This window comes from Burkholderia sp. Se-20373, from assembly GCF_017104705.1.
Taxonomy (GTDB): Bacteria; Pseudomonadota; Gammaproteobacteria; order Burkholderiales; family Burkholderiaceae; genus Burkholderia.
In genome coordinates this window covers 34,492-50,667 of record NZ_JAAGPH010000048.1, presented here as the reverse complement: position 1 = coordinate 50,667, position 16,176 = coordinate 34,492, and the positions used below count along the sequence as shown (strand labels likewise).

Annotated in this window: 19 protein-coding genes and 1 pseudogene; 8 read left to right on the top strand and 12 right to left on the bottom strand. The window is 66.0% G+C overall.

Going from position 1 to position 16,176, the window contains the following annotated elements; genetic code table 11:
- A pseudogene (locus G3N96_RS17795) lies at nucleotides 1–467 on the top strand (peptidoglycan endopeptidase); the annotation flags it as partial.
- 149 nt (nucleotides 468–616) lie between these two features.
- Here the strand turns inward: G3N96_RS17795 and G3N96_RS17790 are convergent.
- The 10 genes from G3N96_RS17790 to G3N96_RS17745 form a co-directional block, all read right to left on the bottom strand.
- Nucleotides 617–1,627: an inorganic phosphate transporter gene (locus G3N96_RS17790; RefSeq protein WP_089495013.1), complete on the bottom strand. Its 1,011-nt coding sequence runs from the start codon at nucleotides 1,625–1,627 to the stop codon at nucleotides 617–619.
- Between the two features lie 10 nt (nucleotides 1,628–1,637).
- Nucleotides 1,638–2,264, bottom strand: coding sequence for a DUF47 domain-containing protein (locus G3N96_RS17785; protein WP_089495014.1), 627 nt, complete (start codon nucleotides 2,262–2,264; stop codon nucleotides 1,638–1,640).
- Nucleotides 2,265–2,402: 138 nt separating this feature from the next.
- The gene (locus G3N96_RS17780; RefSeq protein ID WP_006486249.1) at nucleotides 2,403–3,785 is read right to left on the bottom strand and encodes a replicative DNA helicase; all 1,383 of its coding nucleotides are present in this window, start codon (nucleotides 3,783–3,785) and stop codon (nucleotides 2,403–2,405) included.
- Between the two features lie 139 nt (nucleotides 3,786–3,924).
- A complete protein-coding gene (gene rplI, locus G3N96_RS17775; protein WP_021156519.1) occupies nucleotides 3,925–4,377 on the bottom strand; it encodes a 50S ribosomal protein L9 in 453 nt (150 codons plus the stop codon).
- Nucleotides 4,378–4,404: 27 nt separating this feature from the next.
- Nucleotides 4,405–4,680 carry a 30S ribosomal protein S18 gene (gene rpsR, locus G3N96_RS17770; protein WP_006486248.1) on the bottom strand — a complete coding sequence of 92 codons (276 nt, stop codon included), beginning with the start codon at nucleotides 4,678–4,680 and terminating at the stop codon, nucleotides 4,405–4,407.
- A gap of 4 nt (nucleotides 4,681–4,684) precedes the next feature.
- Nucleotides 4,685–4,984: a primosomal replication protein N gene (gene priB, locus G3N96_RS17765; RefSeq protein WP_011657069.1), complete on the bottom strand. Its 300-nt coding sequence runs from the start codon at nucleotides 4,982–4,984 to the stop codon at nucleotides 4,685–4,687.
- A 40-nt stretch (nucleotides 4,985–5,024) separates the two neighbouring features.
- Nucleotides 5,025–5,399, bottom strand: a complete 375-nt coding sequence (gene rpsF / locus G3N96_RS17760; RefSeq protein WP_206137974.1) for a 30S ribosomal protein S6 — start codon at nucleotides 5,397–5,399, stop codon at nucleotides 5,025–5,027.
- Between the two features lie 235 nt (nucleotides 5,400–5,634).
- Complete coding sequence (locus tag G3N96_RS17755) at nucleotides 5,635–6,519, bottom strand: zf-HC2 domain-containing protein (protein ID WP_206137973.1); 885 nt, start codon at nucleotides 6,517–6,519, stop codon at nucleotides 5,635–5,637.
- On the bottom strand, nucleotides 6,509–7,150 hold the full coding sequence (locus G3N96_RS17750; protein ID WP_206137972.1) for an RNA polymerase sigma factor: 642 nt from the start codon (nucleotides 7,148–7,150) through the stop codon (nucleotides 6,509–6,511). The genes G3N96_RS17755 and G3N96_RS17750 overlap by 11 nt, the downstream gene beginning before the upstream one ends.
- A 177-nt stretch (nucleotides 7,151–7,327) precedes the next feature.
- Nucleotides 7,328–8,239 carry a LysR family transcriptional regulator gene (locus G3N96_RS17745; protein ID WP_206137971.1) on the bottom strand — a complete coding sequence of 304 codons (912 nt, stop codon included), beginning with the start codon at nucleotides 8,237–8,239 and terminating at the stop codon, nucleotides 7,328–7,330.
- Nucleotides 8,240–8,411: 172 nt separating this feature from the next.
- Here G3N96_RS17745 and gcl point away from each other — a divergent pair, with 172 nt between their 5' ends.
- From gcl to lysM, 4 genes are all read left to right on the top strand, one after another.
- Complete coding sequence (gene gcl / locus G3N96_RS17740) at nucleotides 8,412–10,187, top strand: glyoxylate carboligase (protein ID WP_124583680.1); 1,776 nt, start codon at nucleotides 8,412–8,414, stop codon at nucleotides 10,185–10,187.
- 43 nt (nucleotides 10,188–10,230) lie between these two features.
- Nucleotides 10,231–11,040: a hydroxypyruvate isomerase gene (hyi, locus tag G3N96_RS17735; RefSeq protein ID WP_206137970.1), complete on the top strand. Its 810-nt coding sequence runs from the start codon at nucleotides 10,231–10,233 to the stop codon at nucleotides 11,038–11,040.
- Between the two features lie 41 nt (nucleotides 11,041–11,081).
- Nucleotides 11,082–11,975 carry a 2-hydroxy-3-oxopropionate reductase gene (locus G3N96_RS17730; protein WP_124583682.1) on the top strand — a complete coding sequence of 298 codons (894 nt, stop codon included), beginning with the start codon at nucleotides 11,082–11,084 and terminating at the stop codon, nucleotides 11,973–11,975.
- A 463-nt stretch (nucleotides 11,976–12,438) separates the two neighbouring features.
- Complete coding sequence (gene lysM, locus G3N96_RS17725) at nucleotides 12,439–12,909, top strand: peptidoglycan-binding protein LysM (protein ID WP_039367010.1); 471 nt, start codon at nucleotides 12,439–12,441, stop codon at nucleotides 12,907–12,909.
- Between the two features lie 96 nt (nucleotides 12,910–13,005).
- Here the strand turns inward: lysM and G3N96_RS17720 are convergent, their stop codons facing one another.
- Nucleotides 13,006–14,028: an asparaginase gene (locus tag G3N96_RS17720; protein WP_206137969.1), complete on the bottom strand. Its 1,023-nt coding sequence runs from the start codon at nucleotides 14,026–14,028 to the stop codon at nucleotides 13,006–13,008.
- Nucleotides 14,029–14,289: 261 nt separating this feature from the next.
- Here G3N96_RS17720 and G3N96_RS17715 point away from each other — a divergent pair, with 261 nt between their 5' ends.
- Both G3N96_RS17715 and G3N96_RS17710 read left to right on the top strand, forming a co-directional pair.
- Nucleotides 14,290–14,580 carry a PsiF family protein gene (locus G3N96_RS17715; protein ID WP_043188161.1) on the top strand — a complete coding sequence of 97 codons (291 nt, stop codon included), beginning with the start codon at nucleotides 14,290–14,292 and terminating at the stop codon, nucleotides 14,578–14,580.
- Between the two features lie 281 nt (nucleotides 14,581–14,861).
- Nucleotides 14,862–15,311: a hypothetical protein gene (locus G3N96_RS17710; protein ID WP_050013249.1), complete on the top strand. Its 450-nt coding sequence runs from the start codon at nucleotides 14,862–14,864 to the stop codon at nucleotides 15,309–15,311.
- On the opposite strand, the gene G3N96_RS17705 is transcribed toward G3N96_RS17710, so the two are convergent.
- Complete coding sequence (locus G3N96_RS17705; protein WP_206137968.1) at nucleotides 15,301–15,513, bottom strand: hypothetical protein; 213 nt, start codon at nucleotides 15,511–15,513, stop codon at nucleotides 15,301–15,303. The two genes, G3N96_RS17710 and G3N96_RS17705, sit on opposite strands and share 11 nt — an antisense overlap.
- Before the next feature lie 28 nt (nucleotides 15,514–15,541).
- Here G3N96_RS17705 and G3N96_RS17700 point away from each other — a divergent pair, with 28 nt between their 5' ends.
- The gene (locus G3N96_RS17700; protein ID WP_039367021.1) at nucleotides 15,542–16,129 is read left to right on the top strand and encodes a YSC84-related protein; all 588 of its coding nucleotides are present in this window, start codon (nucleotides 15,542–15,544) and stop codon (nucleotides 16,127–16,129) included.
- Nucleotides 16,130–16,176: the final 47 nt, after the last annotated feature.

Here is a 16,176-nt window from a genome sequence, read left to right as displayed (position 1 = left end):
CGGTGGTCGTGACTGCCGCCGCGCCGCGGCCGCCTGCCTATGCCTCGTCGCAAGCGAGAACCGCGCAGGCGTCTGCGCCGGTCATCGCTGCCGCGCCGGTCGTGACGACCGCCGCAGCCGCACCCGCGGCCCCGGCCGCCGATCCGTACGAACCGCCGCCACCGCGTAGGCAGGCCGCGCAGCAACAGGCAACGTCAGTGAATGATGGGATGACCGCGATGACGGCCAATACAGCGCCTGCCGCCCCGGTCGAGTCCGGCACGCAGATTCCGACGACGGCGCTCACGGCCGCCCAGGCCGCCGCATTCGATGCCGAACCGCCGCCGGCCGCCGCGCCGGCATCTCCGCGCGGTATCGAACCCCCACCTGTGCAGGTATTGCGCGCGTCGACGCAATCCGCGCCCGTCAGCCCGCGCACCAGTACGGCAGACGATCCGATCGCACGGTTTGCGAACGGAAGCTACTGACCGGTTGCCCGAACCTCGCCAGTCAATCACGTTGGCGGTATCTGCCGCCGCCCCGCCCGTTCCGCCGCGAACTCCCCGCTCCCAAAGAAAATGCGCCGCAGCCTTTCGGCTTGCGGCGCATCGGATTGCCGATCCGGCTACGTCGGCGATCAGAAGATCTGGTGCCCGAGCCACCATCCGCCGGCCGCGAACAACGCAGCCGCAGGCAACGTCAGCACCCAGGCCCACACGATGTTGCCGGCTACCCCCCAGCGCACGGCCGACAGCTTCTGCGTCGCGCCGACGCCGACGATCGCGCCGGTGATCGTGTGCGTGGTCGACACCGGAATGCCGAGGAAGGAGGCGAGGAACAGCGTCATCGCACCACCGGTTTCCGCACAGAAGCCACCGACCGGCTTGAGCTTCGTGATCTTCTGGCCCATCGTGCGCACGATGCGCCAGCCGCCGAACAGCGTGCCGAGGCCCATCGACAGGTAGCACGCGCCGATCACCCACGCCGGCGGCGCATCGGCGGTCGCCGACGCATAGCCCGACGCGATCAGCAGCATCCAGATGATGCCGATCGTCTTCTGCGCGTCGTTGCCGCCGTGGCCGAGGCTGTACAGCCCGGCCGACAGCAGCTGCAGCCGGCGGAAACGCCGGTCGACCTTGCTGGGCGCGGTGCGGAAATACAGCCACGACACGCCGAGCATGAACAGCGAACCGAGGATGAAGCCGAGCAGCGGCGAGATGAAGATGAACGCGATCGTCTTCAGCAGCCCGTCGATGTTCAGCGAGCTCCAGCCCGACTTGGCGAGCGCCGCGCCGACGAGGCCGCCGATCAGCGCGTGCGACGAGCTCGACGGGATCCCGTAGTACCACGTGATCACGTTCCAGCCGATCGCACCGACCAGCGCGCCGAAGATGACGTAGTGGTCGACGATCTCGGGGTCGATCGTGCCTTTACCGACGGTCTGCGCGACTTTCAGGTGGAAGATGAAATATGCGATCACGTTGAACGCGGCCGCGAACACGACGGCCTGCTGGGGCTTCAGCACCCCGGTCGACACGACGGTGGCGATCGAGTTCGCCGCGTCGTGAAAGCCGTTCATGAAGTCGAATATGAGCGCGACGAGCACGAGTGCCGCGACCATCCATAGGGCGAGTTGTATCGAATGCATCGTGGTCCGCTCAGGCGTTTTCCAGCACGATGCCTTCGATGATGTTCGCGACGTCCTCGCACTTGTCGGTGATCTCTTCGAGCAGCTCGTAGATCGCCTTCAGCTTGATGAGCGTCTTCACGTCGTCTTCCTCGCGGAACAGCTTCGACATTGCGGCGCGCAGCACGCGATCGGCTTCCGACTCCCAGCGGTCGATCTCCTCGCACTGCTTGAGGATCTGCGCCGACTGCTTCATGTCGGACAGCAATCCGACTGCCTGCTGCACGTGCTGGGCCGACTGCGTGACGATGTGCGCGAGCTGGCTCGCTTCCGACGTGACGGAACGTACGTCGTACAGCGACACGGCCGTCGCGACGTCTTCCATCAGGTCGAGGATGTCGTCCATCGTCGTGATCAGCTTGTGGATCTCGTCGCGATCGAGCGGTGTGATGAACGTCTTGTGCAGCAGATCGATCGCCTCGTGCGTGAGCTTGTCGGCGGCCTTCTCGGCGGTCTGCACGTTTTGCTTGTGAATCTCGGCATCGGCGAGATTGTCGATCAGCAGTTCGAGTTCGCGCCCGCCGGCAACGATGTGCTTCGCGTGCGCGTTGAAGAGTTCAAAGAACTTGCCCTCGGTGGGCATGAATCGACCGAACATGGGATTCCTGAGAGATTGTCAAACTACTGTCACGAAAACGGGCGGTATTGTACCGTTTCCGGTCGCGCCGCGCCGCGCGCATGTGCGCACGGCGGGATTGGATACAACGTTTGGCGATTTAGGACTTTACAACCGGCGTTACTCGCCGTAGAAGGTCTGCGCTCCAGCAAAGTTGTCGAACTTCGTGTATTGCCCCAGGAACGTGAGCCGAACGGGGCCGATCGGGCCGTTACGCTGCTTGCCGATGATGATTTCGGCCGTGCCCTTGTCGGGGCTGTCCGGGTTGTAGACTTCGTCACGGTAGATGAACAGGATCACGTCCGCGTCCTGTTCGATTGCGCCGGATTCACGCAAATCCGACATCACCGGGCGCTTGTTCGGACGCTGTTCGAGGCCGCGGTTCAGCTGCGACAGCGCGATCACCGGCACGTCGAGCTCCTTCGCGAGGCTCTTCAGCGATCGCGAGATTTCCGAGATTTCGGTCGCGCGGTTCTCGCCCTGCGACGAACCCGACATCAGCTGCAGGTAGTCAACGATGATCAGGCCGAGCTTGCCGCATTGCCGCGCAAGACGCCGGGCCCGCGAGCGCAATTCCATCGGGTTCAGGCCGCCGGTTTCGTCGATGAACAGCTGTGCCTCGCTCATCTTCTGCACCGCGTGCGTCAGTTTCGGCCAATCCTCGTCCGTCAGGCGGCCGGTACGCATCCGGTGCTGGTCGAGCCGGCCGATCGAGCCGAGCATCCGCATCACGAGCTGGGTGCCCGGCATTTCCATCGAGAACACCGCGACCGGCAGCCCGTACTCGACCGCGACGTATTCGCCGATGTTCATCGAGAAGGCCGTTTTACCCATCGAGGGTCTTCCGGCCACGATGATCAGTTCACCGCCGTGCATCCCGGACGTCATCCGGTCGAGGTCGACGAAGCCCGTCGGCGTGCCCGTGACGTCGCTCGGATTCGCCGTGTGATACAGCGTATCGATGCGCTCGACGACCTGCGTGAGCAGCGGGCCGATCTCGAGGAAGCCCTGGTTGCCGCGCGCGCCCTCTTCGGCGATCGAGAACACCTTCGACTCGGCCTCGTCGAGCAGCTGGCGGACTTCCTTGCCCTGCGGGTTGAACGCATCGGCCGAGATTTCGTCGGCAACCGACACGAGCCGGCGCAGCACCGCGCGGTCGCGCACGATTTCCGCATAGCGGCGGATGTTCGCCGCGCTCGGCGTGTTCTGTGCGAGCGCGTTCAGGTAGGCCAGCCCGCCGACGTCGTCGGCCTTGCCGGACGTGGTCAGCGCTTCGTACACGGTCACGACGTCGGCCGGGCGCGTCGACGCGATCAGGCGGCCGATGTGCTCGTAAATGATCCGGTGGTCGTAGCGGTAGAAATCGCCCTGCGACAGGAAGTCGGCAATCCGGTCCCAGGCCGCGTTGTCGAGCAACAGGCCGCCGAGCACCGACTGCTCGGCTTCGACCGAATGCGGCGGGACTTTCAGCGATTCGATTTGAGGATCTTGCGGCGCGTTCATGGGTTGGGATTATCGCGAATTACACAGGACGGCGCCATACCGGCCACCGGCGAACGAGCAATAAAAAAGGCAGGCCCCGGTTGCCCGGGCGCCTGCCCTTGTCCGGACGGCGGAAGCCGCCCGGAAAGCTTGCGTACGCTTACGCGTGGTCGCCGATCACGTTGATCGTGACGTCGACGACGACGTCCGTATGCAGCGCGACCTGGACGTTGTGCTCGCCGATCATCTTCAGCGGGCCTTCCGGCATGCGAACTTGCAGCTTCTCGACTTCGAAACCTGCCTTCTTCAGCAGTTCCGCGACGTCGCCGTTCGTGACCGAGCCGAACAGACGGCCGTCAACGCCCGACTTCTGCGTGATTTCGAACGACTGGCCGTTCAGCTTCTCGCCGACTGCCTGCGATGCCGCCAGCTTTTCAGCGGCAATCTTTTCGAGTTCAGCGCGGCGCACTTCGAATTCGGCGATCGCTTCCTTCGTTGCACGGCGAGCCTTGCGGTTCGGGATCAGGAAGTTGCGAGCGTAACCGTCCTTGACCTTGACGATGTCGCCGAGGTTACCCAGATTGGCGACTTTTTCCAACAGAATGATTTGCATTCGAATTCTCCTTATTGCGTCGCCTGATTACGCCTTGTGCTGATCGGTGTACGGCAGCAGCGCGAGGAAACGCGCACGCTTGATGGCCGTATCCAGCTGACGCTGATAGTGCGCCTTCGTACCCGTCAGACGAGCCGGCGTGATCTTGCCGTTTTCGCCGATGAAGTCCTTCAGCGTTTCCGTGTCCTTGTAGTCGATCTGCTCGACGCCTGCAGCCGTGAAACGGCAGAACTTCTTGCGCTTAAAGAGCGGGTTTTGTTGCTGACGACGCTTGTCGAATTTCTTACCAGTCGGGCGGGGCATGATTTCAGTCCTTTCCAATGTCCTGCAATGCTGTGATGTGAAACACCAAGGTTCTCGCGTTGCGGCTTTTCTTTGCCAGGAAGCCCGTGAACAGCGTTTCGACGCCCATTTCACGGCTTTCCAGCCTGCCGCTCGCCTCACCGGCCGCCACCGCCTCGATCGTCATTTCGACCTGACGGGGAATGCCTGCTTCGACGACTTCCGTGCGGTGATGCAATGTGGCGCTTGCGATCGGAACGCCTGCCGGCGTATATCGCACCGGTGCGCGTTCGACGACGCTCGCCGTCAATTGCAACCTGTTCACGTGAGTGACGCGCTCCTTGATGGCTTAATGAATGACGAACTTAAGCCTGCGCTTCGGTCGGCTGAGCTGCAGCCGCCTTCTTGGCTTCTTCGCGCTGAACTTCCTTCATCATCGGCGACGGGCCGGTTTCAGCCTTCTTCATCTTGACGATGAGGTGGCGCAGCACGGCGTCGTTGAACTTGAACGCGTGTTCGAGTTCGTCGAGCGTCGTCTGGTCGCACTCGATGTTCATGCAGACGTAGTGAGCCTTCGCGAGTTTCTCGATCATGTAGGCCAGTTGGCGACGGCCCCAGTCTTCGACGCGGTGGATCCGACCGCCGTGCGACGTGATCGTGGTCTTGTAACGCTCGATCATCGCGGGCACTTGCTCGCTCTGATCGGGGTGCACGATGAATACGATTTCGTAGTGACGCATTACACACTCCTTGTGGATTAAAGCCACCCGGGCGTCTGAACCGGTGTGGCAAGTGAGAAGCCGAAGATTCTAACCCGGATACGGGGCGCGTGCAAGGCCGATCGACGATTCGTGCGCGGATTCGGCCATGTTTTCAAAGACTTGAAGGGGGAACCCGGGCAGGTCGGCCGCGCTTCGGCCTATTTCCCGGTCAGGGTCGGAACAGAAGCGCGCGGCAGACCGCCGCCCGCCGCCGTCATTCGGTGCGCGTCACGCCGAGTCGCGCATCGAGCGCGGTCCTGAATGCCGTGAGCGCCGACGGTTCGGCGTCGGTCACGGCCCACCAGGTCATTCCGGCCGCCTCCCAGCGGTCGAGCGCGTAGCCTTGCGACACGGTCGTGTACGGCGCCCCCGGCCCCTCCCCGGCCGGCCGCACGTAGACGTCGATCACGTGCTGCCGGTAACGGTAGACGAGCACCGCGACGCGCCGCCGCCCGACGTAGTCGAGCCGGCCGCCGACCAGCGCGAAGCCGTCCGTCGCGAGATCCTCGACCGGCGGCGCATAGTCGATCCGGCCGTTGAACCACGGCTTGACCGTGTGCCGGTCGGTCGAGATCACGTCGATGTCGCGCGCCGACAGGTCGGCCCGCACGTGGCTCGACACGAGTTCGTCGACCGTGCGGTCGGTGTCGGCGTGGCGGGCGGACAACGTCATCCCGCCCGCCGCGGCAAGCGCCACCAGCAGCGCGACGCCCCAGCCGAGGCCGGGCAGCGCGGCCACGCGCGGCCCCATGCCGGCCGACGCCGGGCGTGCCGCCCCGCCTTGATCCGTCAGCCACGAAAACCAGCGGCGGCCACGCGGACGCGCCCGCGGCCTTGACCGCGGTTCGGGCTGCGCCTGCTCACGCACGGGCGCATCGGCCGCTGCCGGCAGGCTCGCGAGAATGCTGGCCCGCAACGCATCCGGCGCACGATGGTAGTCGGCCTGGCGCACGGCCTGCACCAGCGTGACGATCCGCGCGCGTTCGCGGCGGCACGCTTCGCATCCTTCGACATGCTGCTGGACCCGCAACGCATCGGGCGCCGACAGCTCGCGGTCGACGTCCGCGTCCAGCAACGCTCGCGCTTCGTTACAGTCCATCGATAGCCTCCGATGCGGTTCCACCAGCCGGCGTACGGCCCTGCCTGCCTTCGGCCGCCGGTGCCGGCTCGCGGCCCAGCAGCGCGGCGAGCTTGCGCCGGCCGCGTGCGAGCCGCGACATCACGGTGCCGACCGGCACGTCCGCGATCGCCGCGATCTCGCGGTAGCTCAGGTCCTCCATCTCGCGCAGCACGAGCACCTCGCGGTATTCGGGCGCCAGCTTCGCGAGCGCTTCGTTCACGAGCCGCACGTTCTCGCCGCGCAGCAGGTGCGCGAGCGGATCGTCGGTCGCGGGTTGCCAGTCGTCGGGCACGTCGGAGTCGTCGAGCGTGTCGGGCAGCGCAACCTCGTGCGCATGCGTGCGGCGCCGCCATTCCGTGTACCAGGTGTGGCGCACGATCGTCAGCAGCCACGGCCGGGCGTTGTCGCCGCGACACGAATCGACGAAGCGCAGTGCGCGCATGCACGCGTCCTGGACGACGTCGTCCGCATCGCCGGCGTTGCCGCTCAGCCAGCGCGCGAGGTTGTACGCGGCGTCGAGATGCGGCAGCACGAGCGCACGAAACCGCTCGCCGCGCGCCACCGCGTCGTCCGCCGACCGCTCTTCGATCGCCTGTCCGGCTTGCCCCACATGGCCTCCCTGGTCCCGGCGGCCGAAGCCGCGCCCGTTCCGAGCACGACGCCCGGACAGACTGGCAACGTGCACGCTTGATGACCTTACCGTCGTTGCGTCGAGTTTATTCCCGCGCCGCGCGCCCGAAGCGATAAAAAATTGCCGGACAGCCCTGTGGCCGGCCCGTCCGCGCCGTTACGGCGTGGTGCTCCAGTAGCCCGGGCTCGCGTAAGCGGCGCGCAGGTAGTCGATGAAGTAGCGCACGCGCGCCGGCACGTAGCGCTGCTGCGGGTAGACCGCGAGGATGTCGTAATCGGGCAACGCATATTCGTCGAGCACGGTTTCAAGCGCGCCCGTCTCGAGCTGGGCGGCGATTTCCCATGTCGAGCGCCAGCCGAGCCCGAGACCTTCGGCCACCCAGCGGTGCAGCAACTCGCCGTCGTTGCAGTCGAGATTGCCCGCCACGCGCATCGTCGCGATCTTGCCGTGGCGCTGGAAATACCAGCCGCGGTTCTGCCCGCCCTGCAGGTTGAACGCCAGGCAGTTGTGCTTGAGCAGGTCGTCGAGCGACTTCGGCCGGCCGTGCCGGCGGAAATACTCGGGCGTGCCGCACACGACACGCCGGTTCGATGCGAGCTTCACCGCGACGAAGTTCGGATCGACGGCCCCGCCGATCCGGATCGACAGGTCGTAGCCTTCGCGCACGAGGTCGACGACGCGGTCGGTCAGGTTGAACGACAGCTGCATCTCGGGCTTGTCGGCCAGAAAGCCGGGGGCGTGCGGCGCGACGTGCTTGCGCCCGAATGCGGCCGGCGCGGACACGATCAGGTGCCCGCTGACCGCGCGGCGCCCGGCGGCCAGCTCGTTCTCGGCCTGGTCCCATTCGGACAGGAGGCCGCGACAACGCTCGAGGAACGCGGCGCCCTCCTCGCTGACCACCAGCCGCCGCGTCGAGCGGTACATCAGCTTCACGCCGAGACGCTTTTCGAGCGCGTCGATGCGCCGCCCGAGCACCACCGGCGACACGCCCTCCTCGAGCGCCGCCGCCGCGAGGCTGCCGGCATCGGCCACCCGCACGAACGTCTCGATCTGCTTGAAGCGATCCATCTCCCGTCTCCGTCTCTGTGCCAGCACCGGCGGAAAGCCCCGCCCGGCCGTCATTCCATACTTTTAGTTTCGAAAAAAGCGACTTCGGCTGATCTTATCAAACCTTTCCTGCATCCCTAAAGTGTCCCCAACAGACCCATTTGCAAGATCCACCCCATTCAAGGAGACATTCATGGCCAAGATGAGAGCCGTCGACGCAGCTGTGCTCGTGCTCGAGAAAGAAGGCATCCAGACCGCGTTCGGCGTGCCGGGCGCCGCGATCAACCCGTTCTACTCGGCCATGCGCAAGTCGGGCGGCATCAGCCACGTGCTGGCACGCCACGTCGAAGGCGCGTCGCACATGGCCGAAGGCTTCACGCGTGCGGCCCCGGGCAACATCGGCGTGTGCATCGGCACGTCGGGCCCCGCCGGCACCGACATGATCACCGGTCTCTATTCCGCTTCCGCCGACTCGATTCCGATCCTCGCGATCACCGGGCAGGCACCGCGTGCCCGCCTGTACAAGGAAGACTTCCAGGCCGTCGACATCGAGTCGATCGCGAAGCCCGTCACGAAGTGGGCCGTCACCGTGCGCGAGCCGGCGCTCGTGCCGCGCGTGTTCCAGCAGGCGTTCCACCTGATGCGCTCGGGCCGTCCGGGCCCGGTGCTGGTCGACCTGCCGATCGACGTGCAACTCGCCGAAATCGAATTCGACATCGACACGTACGAACCGCTGCCGGTCTACAAGCCCGCGGCCACCCGCGCGCAGATCGAGAAGGCGCTCGCGATGCTCAACGACGCGGACAAGCCGCTGATCGTGTCGGGCGGCGGCGTGCTCAACGCAGCGGCGGAAGACCTGCTCGTCCAGTTCGCCGAAACGATCGGCGTGCCGGTGATCCCGACGCTGATGTCATGGGGCGCGATTGCCGACGACCACCCGCTGATGGCCGGCATGGTCGGCCTGCAGACGTCGCACCGCTACGGCAACGCCACGATGCTCGCGTCCGACTTCGTGCTCGGCATCGGCAACCGCTGGGCGAACCGCCACACGGGCAGCGTCGAGGTCTATACGAAGGGGCGCAAGTTCGTGCACGTCGACATCGAGCCGACGCAGATCGGCCGCGTGTTCGGCCCGGATCTCGGCATCGTGTCGGACGCGAAGGCCGCGCTGGAACTGTTCGTCGCCGTCGCACGGGAATGGAAGGCCGCCGGCAAGCTGAAGGACCGCAGCGCATGGGTCTCGGAATGCCAGGAACGCAAGCGCACGCTGCAGCGCAAGACGCACTTCGACAACGTGCCGGTCAAGCCGCAGCGCGTGTACGAAGAGATGAACAAGGTGTTCGGCCGCGATACGTGCTACGTCAGCACGATCGGCCTGTCGCAGATCGCCGCCGCGCAGTTCCTGCACGTGTTCAAGGCGCGCAACTGGATCAACTGCGGCCAGGCCGGCCCGCTCGGCTGGACGATTCCCGCCGCGCTCGGCGTGCGTGCCGCGGACCCGAGCCGCCCGATCGTCGCGTTGTCCGGCGACTACGACTTCCAGTTCATGATCGAGGAACTGGCCGCCGGCGCGCAATTCAAGCTGCCGTACGTGCACGTCGTCGTGAACAACTCGTACCTCGGGCTGATCCGCCAGGCGCAGCGTGCATTCGACATGGACTACTGCGTGCAGCTCGCGTTCGACAACGTGAACGCACCGGAACTGAACGGCTATGGCGTCGACCACGTGGCCGTCGCCGAAGGCCTCGGCTGCAAGGCGCTGCGCGTGTTCAAGCCGGAAGAGATCGAGCCGGCGCTGCGCCAGGCGCAAACGCTCGCGGAAGAGTTCAGCGTGCCGGTGGTCGTGGAAGTGATCCTCGAGCGCGTGACGAACATCTCGATGGGCACCGAAATCGACGCGATCAACGAATTCGAGGATCTCGCCGAAAAGGCCGAGCATGCACCGACCGCGATCTCGATGCTCGACTGAACCGCACGACATTTTTGACTGACCGACCGAAGAGGCTTAGCTCATGCCGAAGTTTGCTGCAAACCTGACCATGCTGTTCAACGAAGTGCCGTTCCTCGACCGCTTCAAGGCGGCCGCCGCCGCGGGCTTCGACGCCGTCGAGTTCCTGTTCCCGTATCCGTACGCGAAAGAGGAACTCGCCGAGCGGCTCGAGACGCATCGCCTGCGCCTCGTGCTGCACAACCTGCCCGCCGGCAACTGGGACCAGGGCGAGCGCGGCATCGCATGCCTGCCCGATCGCGTCGGCGAATTCCAGGAAGGGGTCGGCCGTGCGATCGAGTACGCGAAGGCGCTGAAGGTGCCGCAGCTGAACTGCCTCGTCGGCATCCCGTCGGCCAGCACGGCGCGCGACAAGACGTTCGTCACGATCGTCGACAACCTGCGTTTTGCCGCCGATGCGTTGAAGCGCGAAGGCATCCGCCTGCTCGTCGAGCCGTGCAACAGCTTCGACATCCCGGGCTTCGCGCTGAACCGCTCGTCGGAAGGGCTCGACGTGATCCGCGCGGTCGGCTCGGACAACCTGTTCCTGCAGTACGACATCTATCACATGCAGCGCATGGAAGGCGAACTGGCCGCGACGATCGAACGCAACCTCGCATCGATCGGCCACGTCCAGCTCGCGGACAACCCGGGCCGCAACGAGCCGGGCACGGGCGAGATCAACTACGCGTTCCTGTTCGCGCTGCTCGACCGGCTCGGCTATGCCGGCTACGTCGGCTGCGAGTACAAGCCCCGCACCACCACGACGGAAGGCCTCGGCTGGCTGCAAAGCGTCGCCGGCTGCGCACCGGGCTCGGCGCGTCGCGCCGCCTGAGATCCGCCCTTTCCGTTTTCAGCCCTATAGGAGACTTTCACATGGCAACCATCGGTTTCATCGGCCTCGGCATCATGGGCGCGCACATGGCGCGCAACCTGCTCAAGGGCGACCACCAGCTCGTCGTGAACGGCGCGTTCCCGATTCCGGACGACCTGCGCACGAGCGCGAAGGTCGTCGCGAACTCGACCGAAGTCGCACGGAACGCGGACATCATCATCTCGATGGTGCCGGATACGCCGGACGTGCGTAACGTGCTGTTCGCCGACGACGGCGTCGCGAAGGGCCTCTCGGCCGGCAAGCTCGTGATCGACATGAGCTCGATCTCGCCGCTCGACACGCAGGAATTCGCGAAGCAGATCAACGCACTCGGCTGCGACTACCTCGACGCGCCGGTGTCCGGCGGCGAAGTCGGCGCACGCGAAGCGACGCTGACGATCATGGTCGGCGGCCCGGAGGCGGCATTCGAGCGCGCCAAGCCGCTGTTCGAGAAGATGGGCAAGAACATCACGCTCGTCGGCGACAACGGCGCCGGCCAGACCTGCAAGGTCGCGAACCAGATCATCGTCGCGCTGAACATCGAGGCGGTCGGCGAAGCGCTGCTGTTCGCCGCACGTTCGGGCGCCGATCCGGAGCGTGTGCGCCAGGCGCTGATGGGCGGCTTCGCCGCGTCGCGCATCCTCGAAGTGCACGGCGCGCGGATGACGAAGCGCACGTTCGATCCGGGCTTCCGCATCGAGCTGCACCAGAAGGACCTGAACCTCGCGCTCGACGGCGCACGCAAGCTCGGCCTCGCGCTGCCGCATACCGCGAGCGCACAGCAGCTGTTCAGCGTGTGTGCATCGCACGGCGGCAAGGCATGGGATCACTCGGCACTCGTGCGTGCCCTCGAGATCATGTCGAACTTCGAGATCGGCCAGACGCCGGCCGCGTAACACGGCTGCAACGATGCGCGTTTCCGCTGCGATGGCGGACGCGCGCGACAGACACACGTGACCGGCACGGCCGGTCGCATCGATGCGCGAGGCGCCACGCATTCGCGCATCACGGTGGGGCGCCCCGCCCTGCACTGCCGATGGCATGCGGGACGGGGCGAAAAACGCCGCTCTGGGCTGAGAGCGGCGTGGTGGGGTCCGCAGCGGCACCCGGCGACGCCGGGGAAGCCTTGGTCGGTCAGACGTCGTCGTCGGGTGTCCGCCTGTCGGATTTCGCGTATTACATTTCTTTACGTTCGAGCGTGCGATTTTTCATGCAATCGTCGTCATGAACGCCTACACTTTCGCCACGCCTTTCGAGAAAACCGCCGCGCTAGCGCTCACCTCCGGTGACCGCCCAGCGCGGTGTTTTTTTCGCCACTTCACGGCGCGTTTTCTTTTCAACCACCTAAGGAGTGCAACGATGGGTCTTCTTTCGTTTATCAAAGAGGCGGGTGAAAAACTGCTGGGTCATGCCGATGCGCAAGCCGCGGAAGATCCGAATGCCGCAAACCAGACCGCGGCCGATGCCATCAAGAACTACATCAACACGCAAGGTCTCGACACGTCGAACCTGACCGTGGCGTTCGACGGCGCATCGCGCACCGTGACGCTGTCGGGCAGCGTCGCCGACCTCGACACGAAGGCCAAGGTCAAGGTCGCGGCCGGCAACGTGCAAGGCGTCGCGGGCGTCAACGACGACGATCTGCAGCCGGACGATCCGGAAGTGCAGTACCACGACGTGAAGCCGGGCGACACGCTGTCGGCGATCGCCAAGGAAGTCTACGGCGACGCGAACAAGTACCCGGTCATCTTCGAGGCGAACAAGCCGATGCTGTCGAGCCCGGACCGGATCTACCCGGGCCAGAAGCTCGTGATTCCGCCGCAGTCCTGAGCATTCCTGGACTGGCGGACAAAAAAAGCAGGCCGATGGCCTGCTTTTTTCATGGTGACGCGCGCGGCCCGAGCCGTGCCTGTCGGTCAGCCGGCATCACATCGTATCGAACGCGCGTTGCAGCGCATCGCAGCCGTGAATGCCGTTCGCGAGCGCGAGCATGAGCAGCACGCGCGCCTTGAACGGGTTCAGCGACCCTGCGCTCACGAAGCCAAGCGCATCGTCGCTCGCGGCGCCGTTGCGCATCACGTGCCCCGACCCGACGCGCGACGCGCGAACCACCGCCACGCCTGCCTTCACCGCATCGGCCAGCGCCGCCTGCAGCGTCGCATGGATGGAGCCGTTGCCCGTGCCCGCGACGACGAGACCGCGCACGCCGGCCGCGACGAGCGCATCGACGGCCGTCCGCGTCACGCCCGCGTAGCTCGCGACGACTTCGACAGGCGGCCACGCGGCGGCGATCGCCAGTGGCGTGTCGCGCGAACGCGTGACGCGGCGGGCGAATTCGACCCGGCCGTCCTGCACCCAGCCGAGCGCGCCGAGCTCCGGCGACTGGAATGCATCGACCGCATAGGTGCTCGTCTTCACGACGTCGCGCGCGCCGTGGATCCGGTTGTTGAATGCGACCAGCACGCCCTGCCCGCGCGCGGACGGATGCGCGGCCACCGTCACCGCATTCAGCAGGTTCAGCGGGCCGTCGGACGACAGCGCGGTCGCCGGCCGCATCGCGGCCGTCAGCACGACCGGCTTGTCGCCGTCGACGACCAGGTGCAGCGCATACGCGGTTTCCTCGAGCGTGTCGGTGCCGTGGGTGATCACGATGCCGTCGACCGCCGGGTCGGCCATCAGCGCGTCGATCCGCGCGGCGAGCGTATTCCACAGCGGCAGCGCCAGATCCTTGCTGTCGATGCTGGCGATCTGCTCGGCGTCGACGCGCGCGACAGACGCGAGCGCCGGCACCGCGTCGACCAGGAAAGTGACGCCGAGCGCGCCGGCCTGATAGCCGGCCGTGCTGGCGGCGTCGGGCGCGGCACCGGCGATCGTGCCGCCGGTGGCGAGCACGGCGATGCGCGGCAGGGCCGCCGCGGACGAAGGGGATGCGGAATTCGAAGTATTCATGGCCGCGATTGTAAAGGCTTGCGGCCGGGTTCCGGCGCGGCGACCGAGGCCGGCCGCCGCGCATCATGGTTTGTCCCGATCGTCCGGCAACACGTGCCGTCAACGGCCGTGGTGTCCGCAACGTTATAGAAAGTGCCGTTTTGGTGTTTTCACATTGATTTGCCATAATCGAAGCGCGCTGTGCGATGCGACCCTATCCTCATTGCACGGTGCTTCGTGGCGGCGTCGATAACACGCAATTCACCCCATGGGAGTGTCGAAATGAAAATCCAATCGCTCGTAGCCGCAGTGCTTCTCGGCGGCATGCTGGCTTCCCCCGCGTTCGCGGCGAACAGCCAGCAGGACAAGATGAAGGCCTGTAACACCCAGGCAGCCGGCAAGACGGGCGACGAACGCAAGGCGTTCATGAAGGACTGCCTGTCGGCGAAGCCCGCGAAGGCCATGTCGCAGCAGGAAAAGATGAAGGCGTGCAACACGCAGGCCACCGGCAAGAAAGGCGACGACCGCAAGGCGTTCATGAAGAGCTGCCTGAGCAGCCAGCCGGCCGCCTGAGTTCCGGCGCTCCCGTATCGAATGCCGCGCACCGCTTCGGCGGGCGCGGCATTTTCGTTTTCGTTGCACGCGCATCGACGCACCCCGCCCCCGCGCTTCTTCCGCGCTTTCGTGACGCCTCCCGCCCCGCTTTCCCGGCCCGTCGTGCCGGCGCCGCCACATGGTGCGGCAATTCGCCGCGTTTTCTTCTATGATGGCTGCAACGCGGCCCATCCAAGTACAAGAAGCGCCATCGGGCCGCCCTCGAGACAGACGCGCACACGCGTCAAACGGAGGCATGGATGGCATGGAGACAACACCGCTGGTTCCGCCGCTGGCTGATCGTGATCGTATTCTGGGCCGTGCCCGTCGCGATCGTCGCCGTGCGCGAGATCCGCGAGGAGATGGCGTACAACAAGGCGGACCTGCAACTCGCGCTGACCACCTGGCAGCTCACCGATGCCCAGCAGGCCGCCGGCGCCGCCGCGAAGTGCCACGGGGATCCTGACGAGGCGCGCGCGGCCGGCTGCCCGGCCGACGTGCTCGCCGCCAATGCGCCGCGCCAGCAGGCGGCCCGCGACGAATACGTGGTGCGCCGCAATACGCTCGCGGGCTACCTGTGGCACGCGTTCGTCGGCTACTGGGTCGTGCCGGCCGCGTTCCTGTTCGCCTGCGGCGTCGTGATCGCGCTGATCCGCCGCGCGCTGCGCCGCCCCCCGATCAAGCCGCCCGTTCCACCCGTCACGCACTGATGCGCGCAGCAGGCGCCGCCATCCGCTCGACCATCGTGTTGCCCGCATGCCGATACGACGTCGGCGCGCGGGTGCCGGTTCGTCCGTTGGCGCGCCGCGACATCCCCGAGCGATTTGACGCTTTTTCACGCCGCAACGAAAAGAGGCTGTAATCCGCTGTGATATAACTGCCGACGTGATCCGCTCCCTGAGCGAGACTCACTCCGAACATCATCCGATGGAGAAGAACGATGCAAAAACGGAATCTTGTGCTGAAAGCCGCCGCTGCGCTCATCGTCGGTAGCCTCGCGCTCACCGGTTGCACCACCACCCCGGACAAGCCGGACAACGCCGCAACGAACGCGTCGAAGCGTCAGGCAATCGACTCGAGCGTCGACGCCACGCTGTCGCGCATGTACTCCACGGTCAAGGGCTCGCGTGAACTCGTCGCGAAGTCGCGCGGCGTGCTCGTCTTCCCGGACGTCATCCAGGCCGGCTTCATCGTCGGCGGCCAGTCCGGCAACGGCGCACTGCGCGTCGGCGGCAGCACGGTCGGCTACTACAATACGTCGTCGCTGTCGGTCGGCCTGCAGGCCGGTGCGCAGTCGAAGGCGATCGTGTTCCTGTTCATGACGCAGGAAGCGCTCGACGAATTCCGCGGCTCGGACGGTTGGGCAGCCGGCGCCGGCGCATCGGTCGCGCTCGTGAAGATGGGCGCGAACGGCGCGGTCGACACGACCACGGCCACCGCGCCGGTCCAGGTCGTCGTGCTGACGAACGCGGGCCTGATGGGCGACGTGTCGATCAACGGCACGAAGGTCACGAAGCTGAAGATCTGACGCTCGCGCACCGCCCGTGCGCACCGCGCGCGGGCCATGCACAAACG

What these genes read in the sequence shown, in the direction of transcription:
- G3N96_RS17790 (WP_089495013.1), bottom strand. Translation starts at nt 1,627, where the DNA reads ATGCATTCGATACAACTCGCCCTATGGATGGTCGCGGCACTCGTGCTC.
- G3N96_RS17785 (WP_089495014.1), bottom strand. Translation starts at nt 2,264, where the DNA reads ATGTTCGGTCGATTCATGCCCACCGAGGGCAAGTTCTTTGAACTCTTC.
- G3N96_RS17780 (WP_006486249.1), bottom strand. Translation starts at nt 3,785, where the DNA reads ATGAACGCGCCGCAAGATCCTCAAATCGAATCGCTGAAAGTCCCGCCG.
- rplI (WP_021156519.1), bottom strand. Translation starts at nt 4,377, where the DNA reads ATGCAAATCATTCTGTTGGAAAAAGTCGCCAATCTGGGTAACCTCGGC.
- rpsR (WP_006486248.1), bottom strand. Translation starts at nt 4,680, where the DNA reads ATGCCCCGCCCGACTGGTAAGAAATTCGACAAGCGTCGTCAGCAACAA.
- rpsF (WP_206137974.1), bottom strand. Translation starts at nt 5,399, where the DNA reads ATGCGTCACTACGAAATCGTATTCATCGTGCACCCCGATCAGAGCGAG.
- G3N96_RS17755 (WP_206137973.1), bottom strand. Translation starts at nt 6,519, where the DNA reads ATGGACTGTAACGAAGCGCGAGCGTTGCTGGACGCGGACGTCGACCGC.
- G3N96_RS17745 (WP_206137971.1), bottom strand. Translation starts at nt 8,239, where the DNA reads ATGGATCGCTTCAAGCAGATCGAGACGTTCGTGCGGGTGGCCGATGCC.
- gcl (WP_124583680.1), top strand. Translation starts at nt 8,412, where the DNA reads ATGGCCAAGATGAGAGCCGTCGACGCAGCTGTGCTCGTGCTCGAGAAA.
- hyi (WP_206137970.1), top strand. Translation starts at nt 10,231, where the DNA reads ATGCCGAAGTTTGCTGCAAACCTGACCATGCTGTTCAACGAAGTGCCG.
- G3N96_RS17730 (WP_124583682.1), top strand. Translation starts at nt 11,082, where the DNA reads ATGGCAACCATCGGTTTCATCGGCCTCGGCATCATGGGCGCGCACATG.
- lysM (WP_039367010.1), top strand. Translation starts at nt 12,439, where the DNA reads ATGGGTCTTCTTTCGTTTATCAAAGAGGCGGGTGAAAAACTGCTGGGT.
- G3N96_RS17720 (WP_206137969.1), bottom strand. Translation starts at nt 14,028, where the DNA reads ATGAATACTTCGAATTCCGCATCCCCTTCGTCCGCGGCGGCCCTGCCG.
- G3N96_RS17715 (WP_043188161.1), top strand. Translation starts at nt 14,290, where the DNA reads ATGAAAATCCAATCGCTCGTAGCCGCAGTGCTTCTCGGCGGCATGCTG.
- G3N96_RS17710 (WP_050013249.1), top strand. Translation starts at nt 14,862, where the DNA reads ATGGCATGGAGACAACACCGCTGGTTCCGCCGCTGGCTGATCGTGATC.
- G3N96_RS17700 (WP_039367021.1), top strand. Translation starts at nt 15,542, where the DNA reads ATGCAAAAACGGAATCTTGTGCTGAAAGCCGCCGCTGCGCTCATCGTC.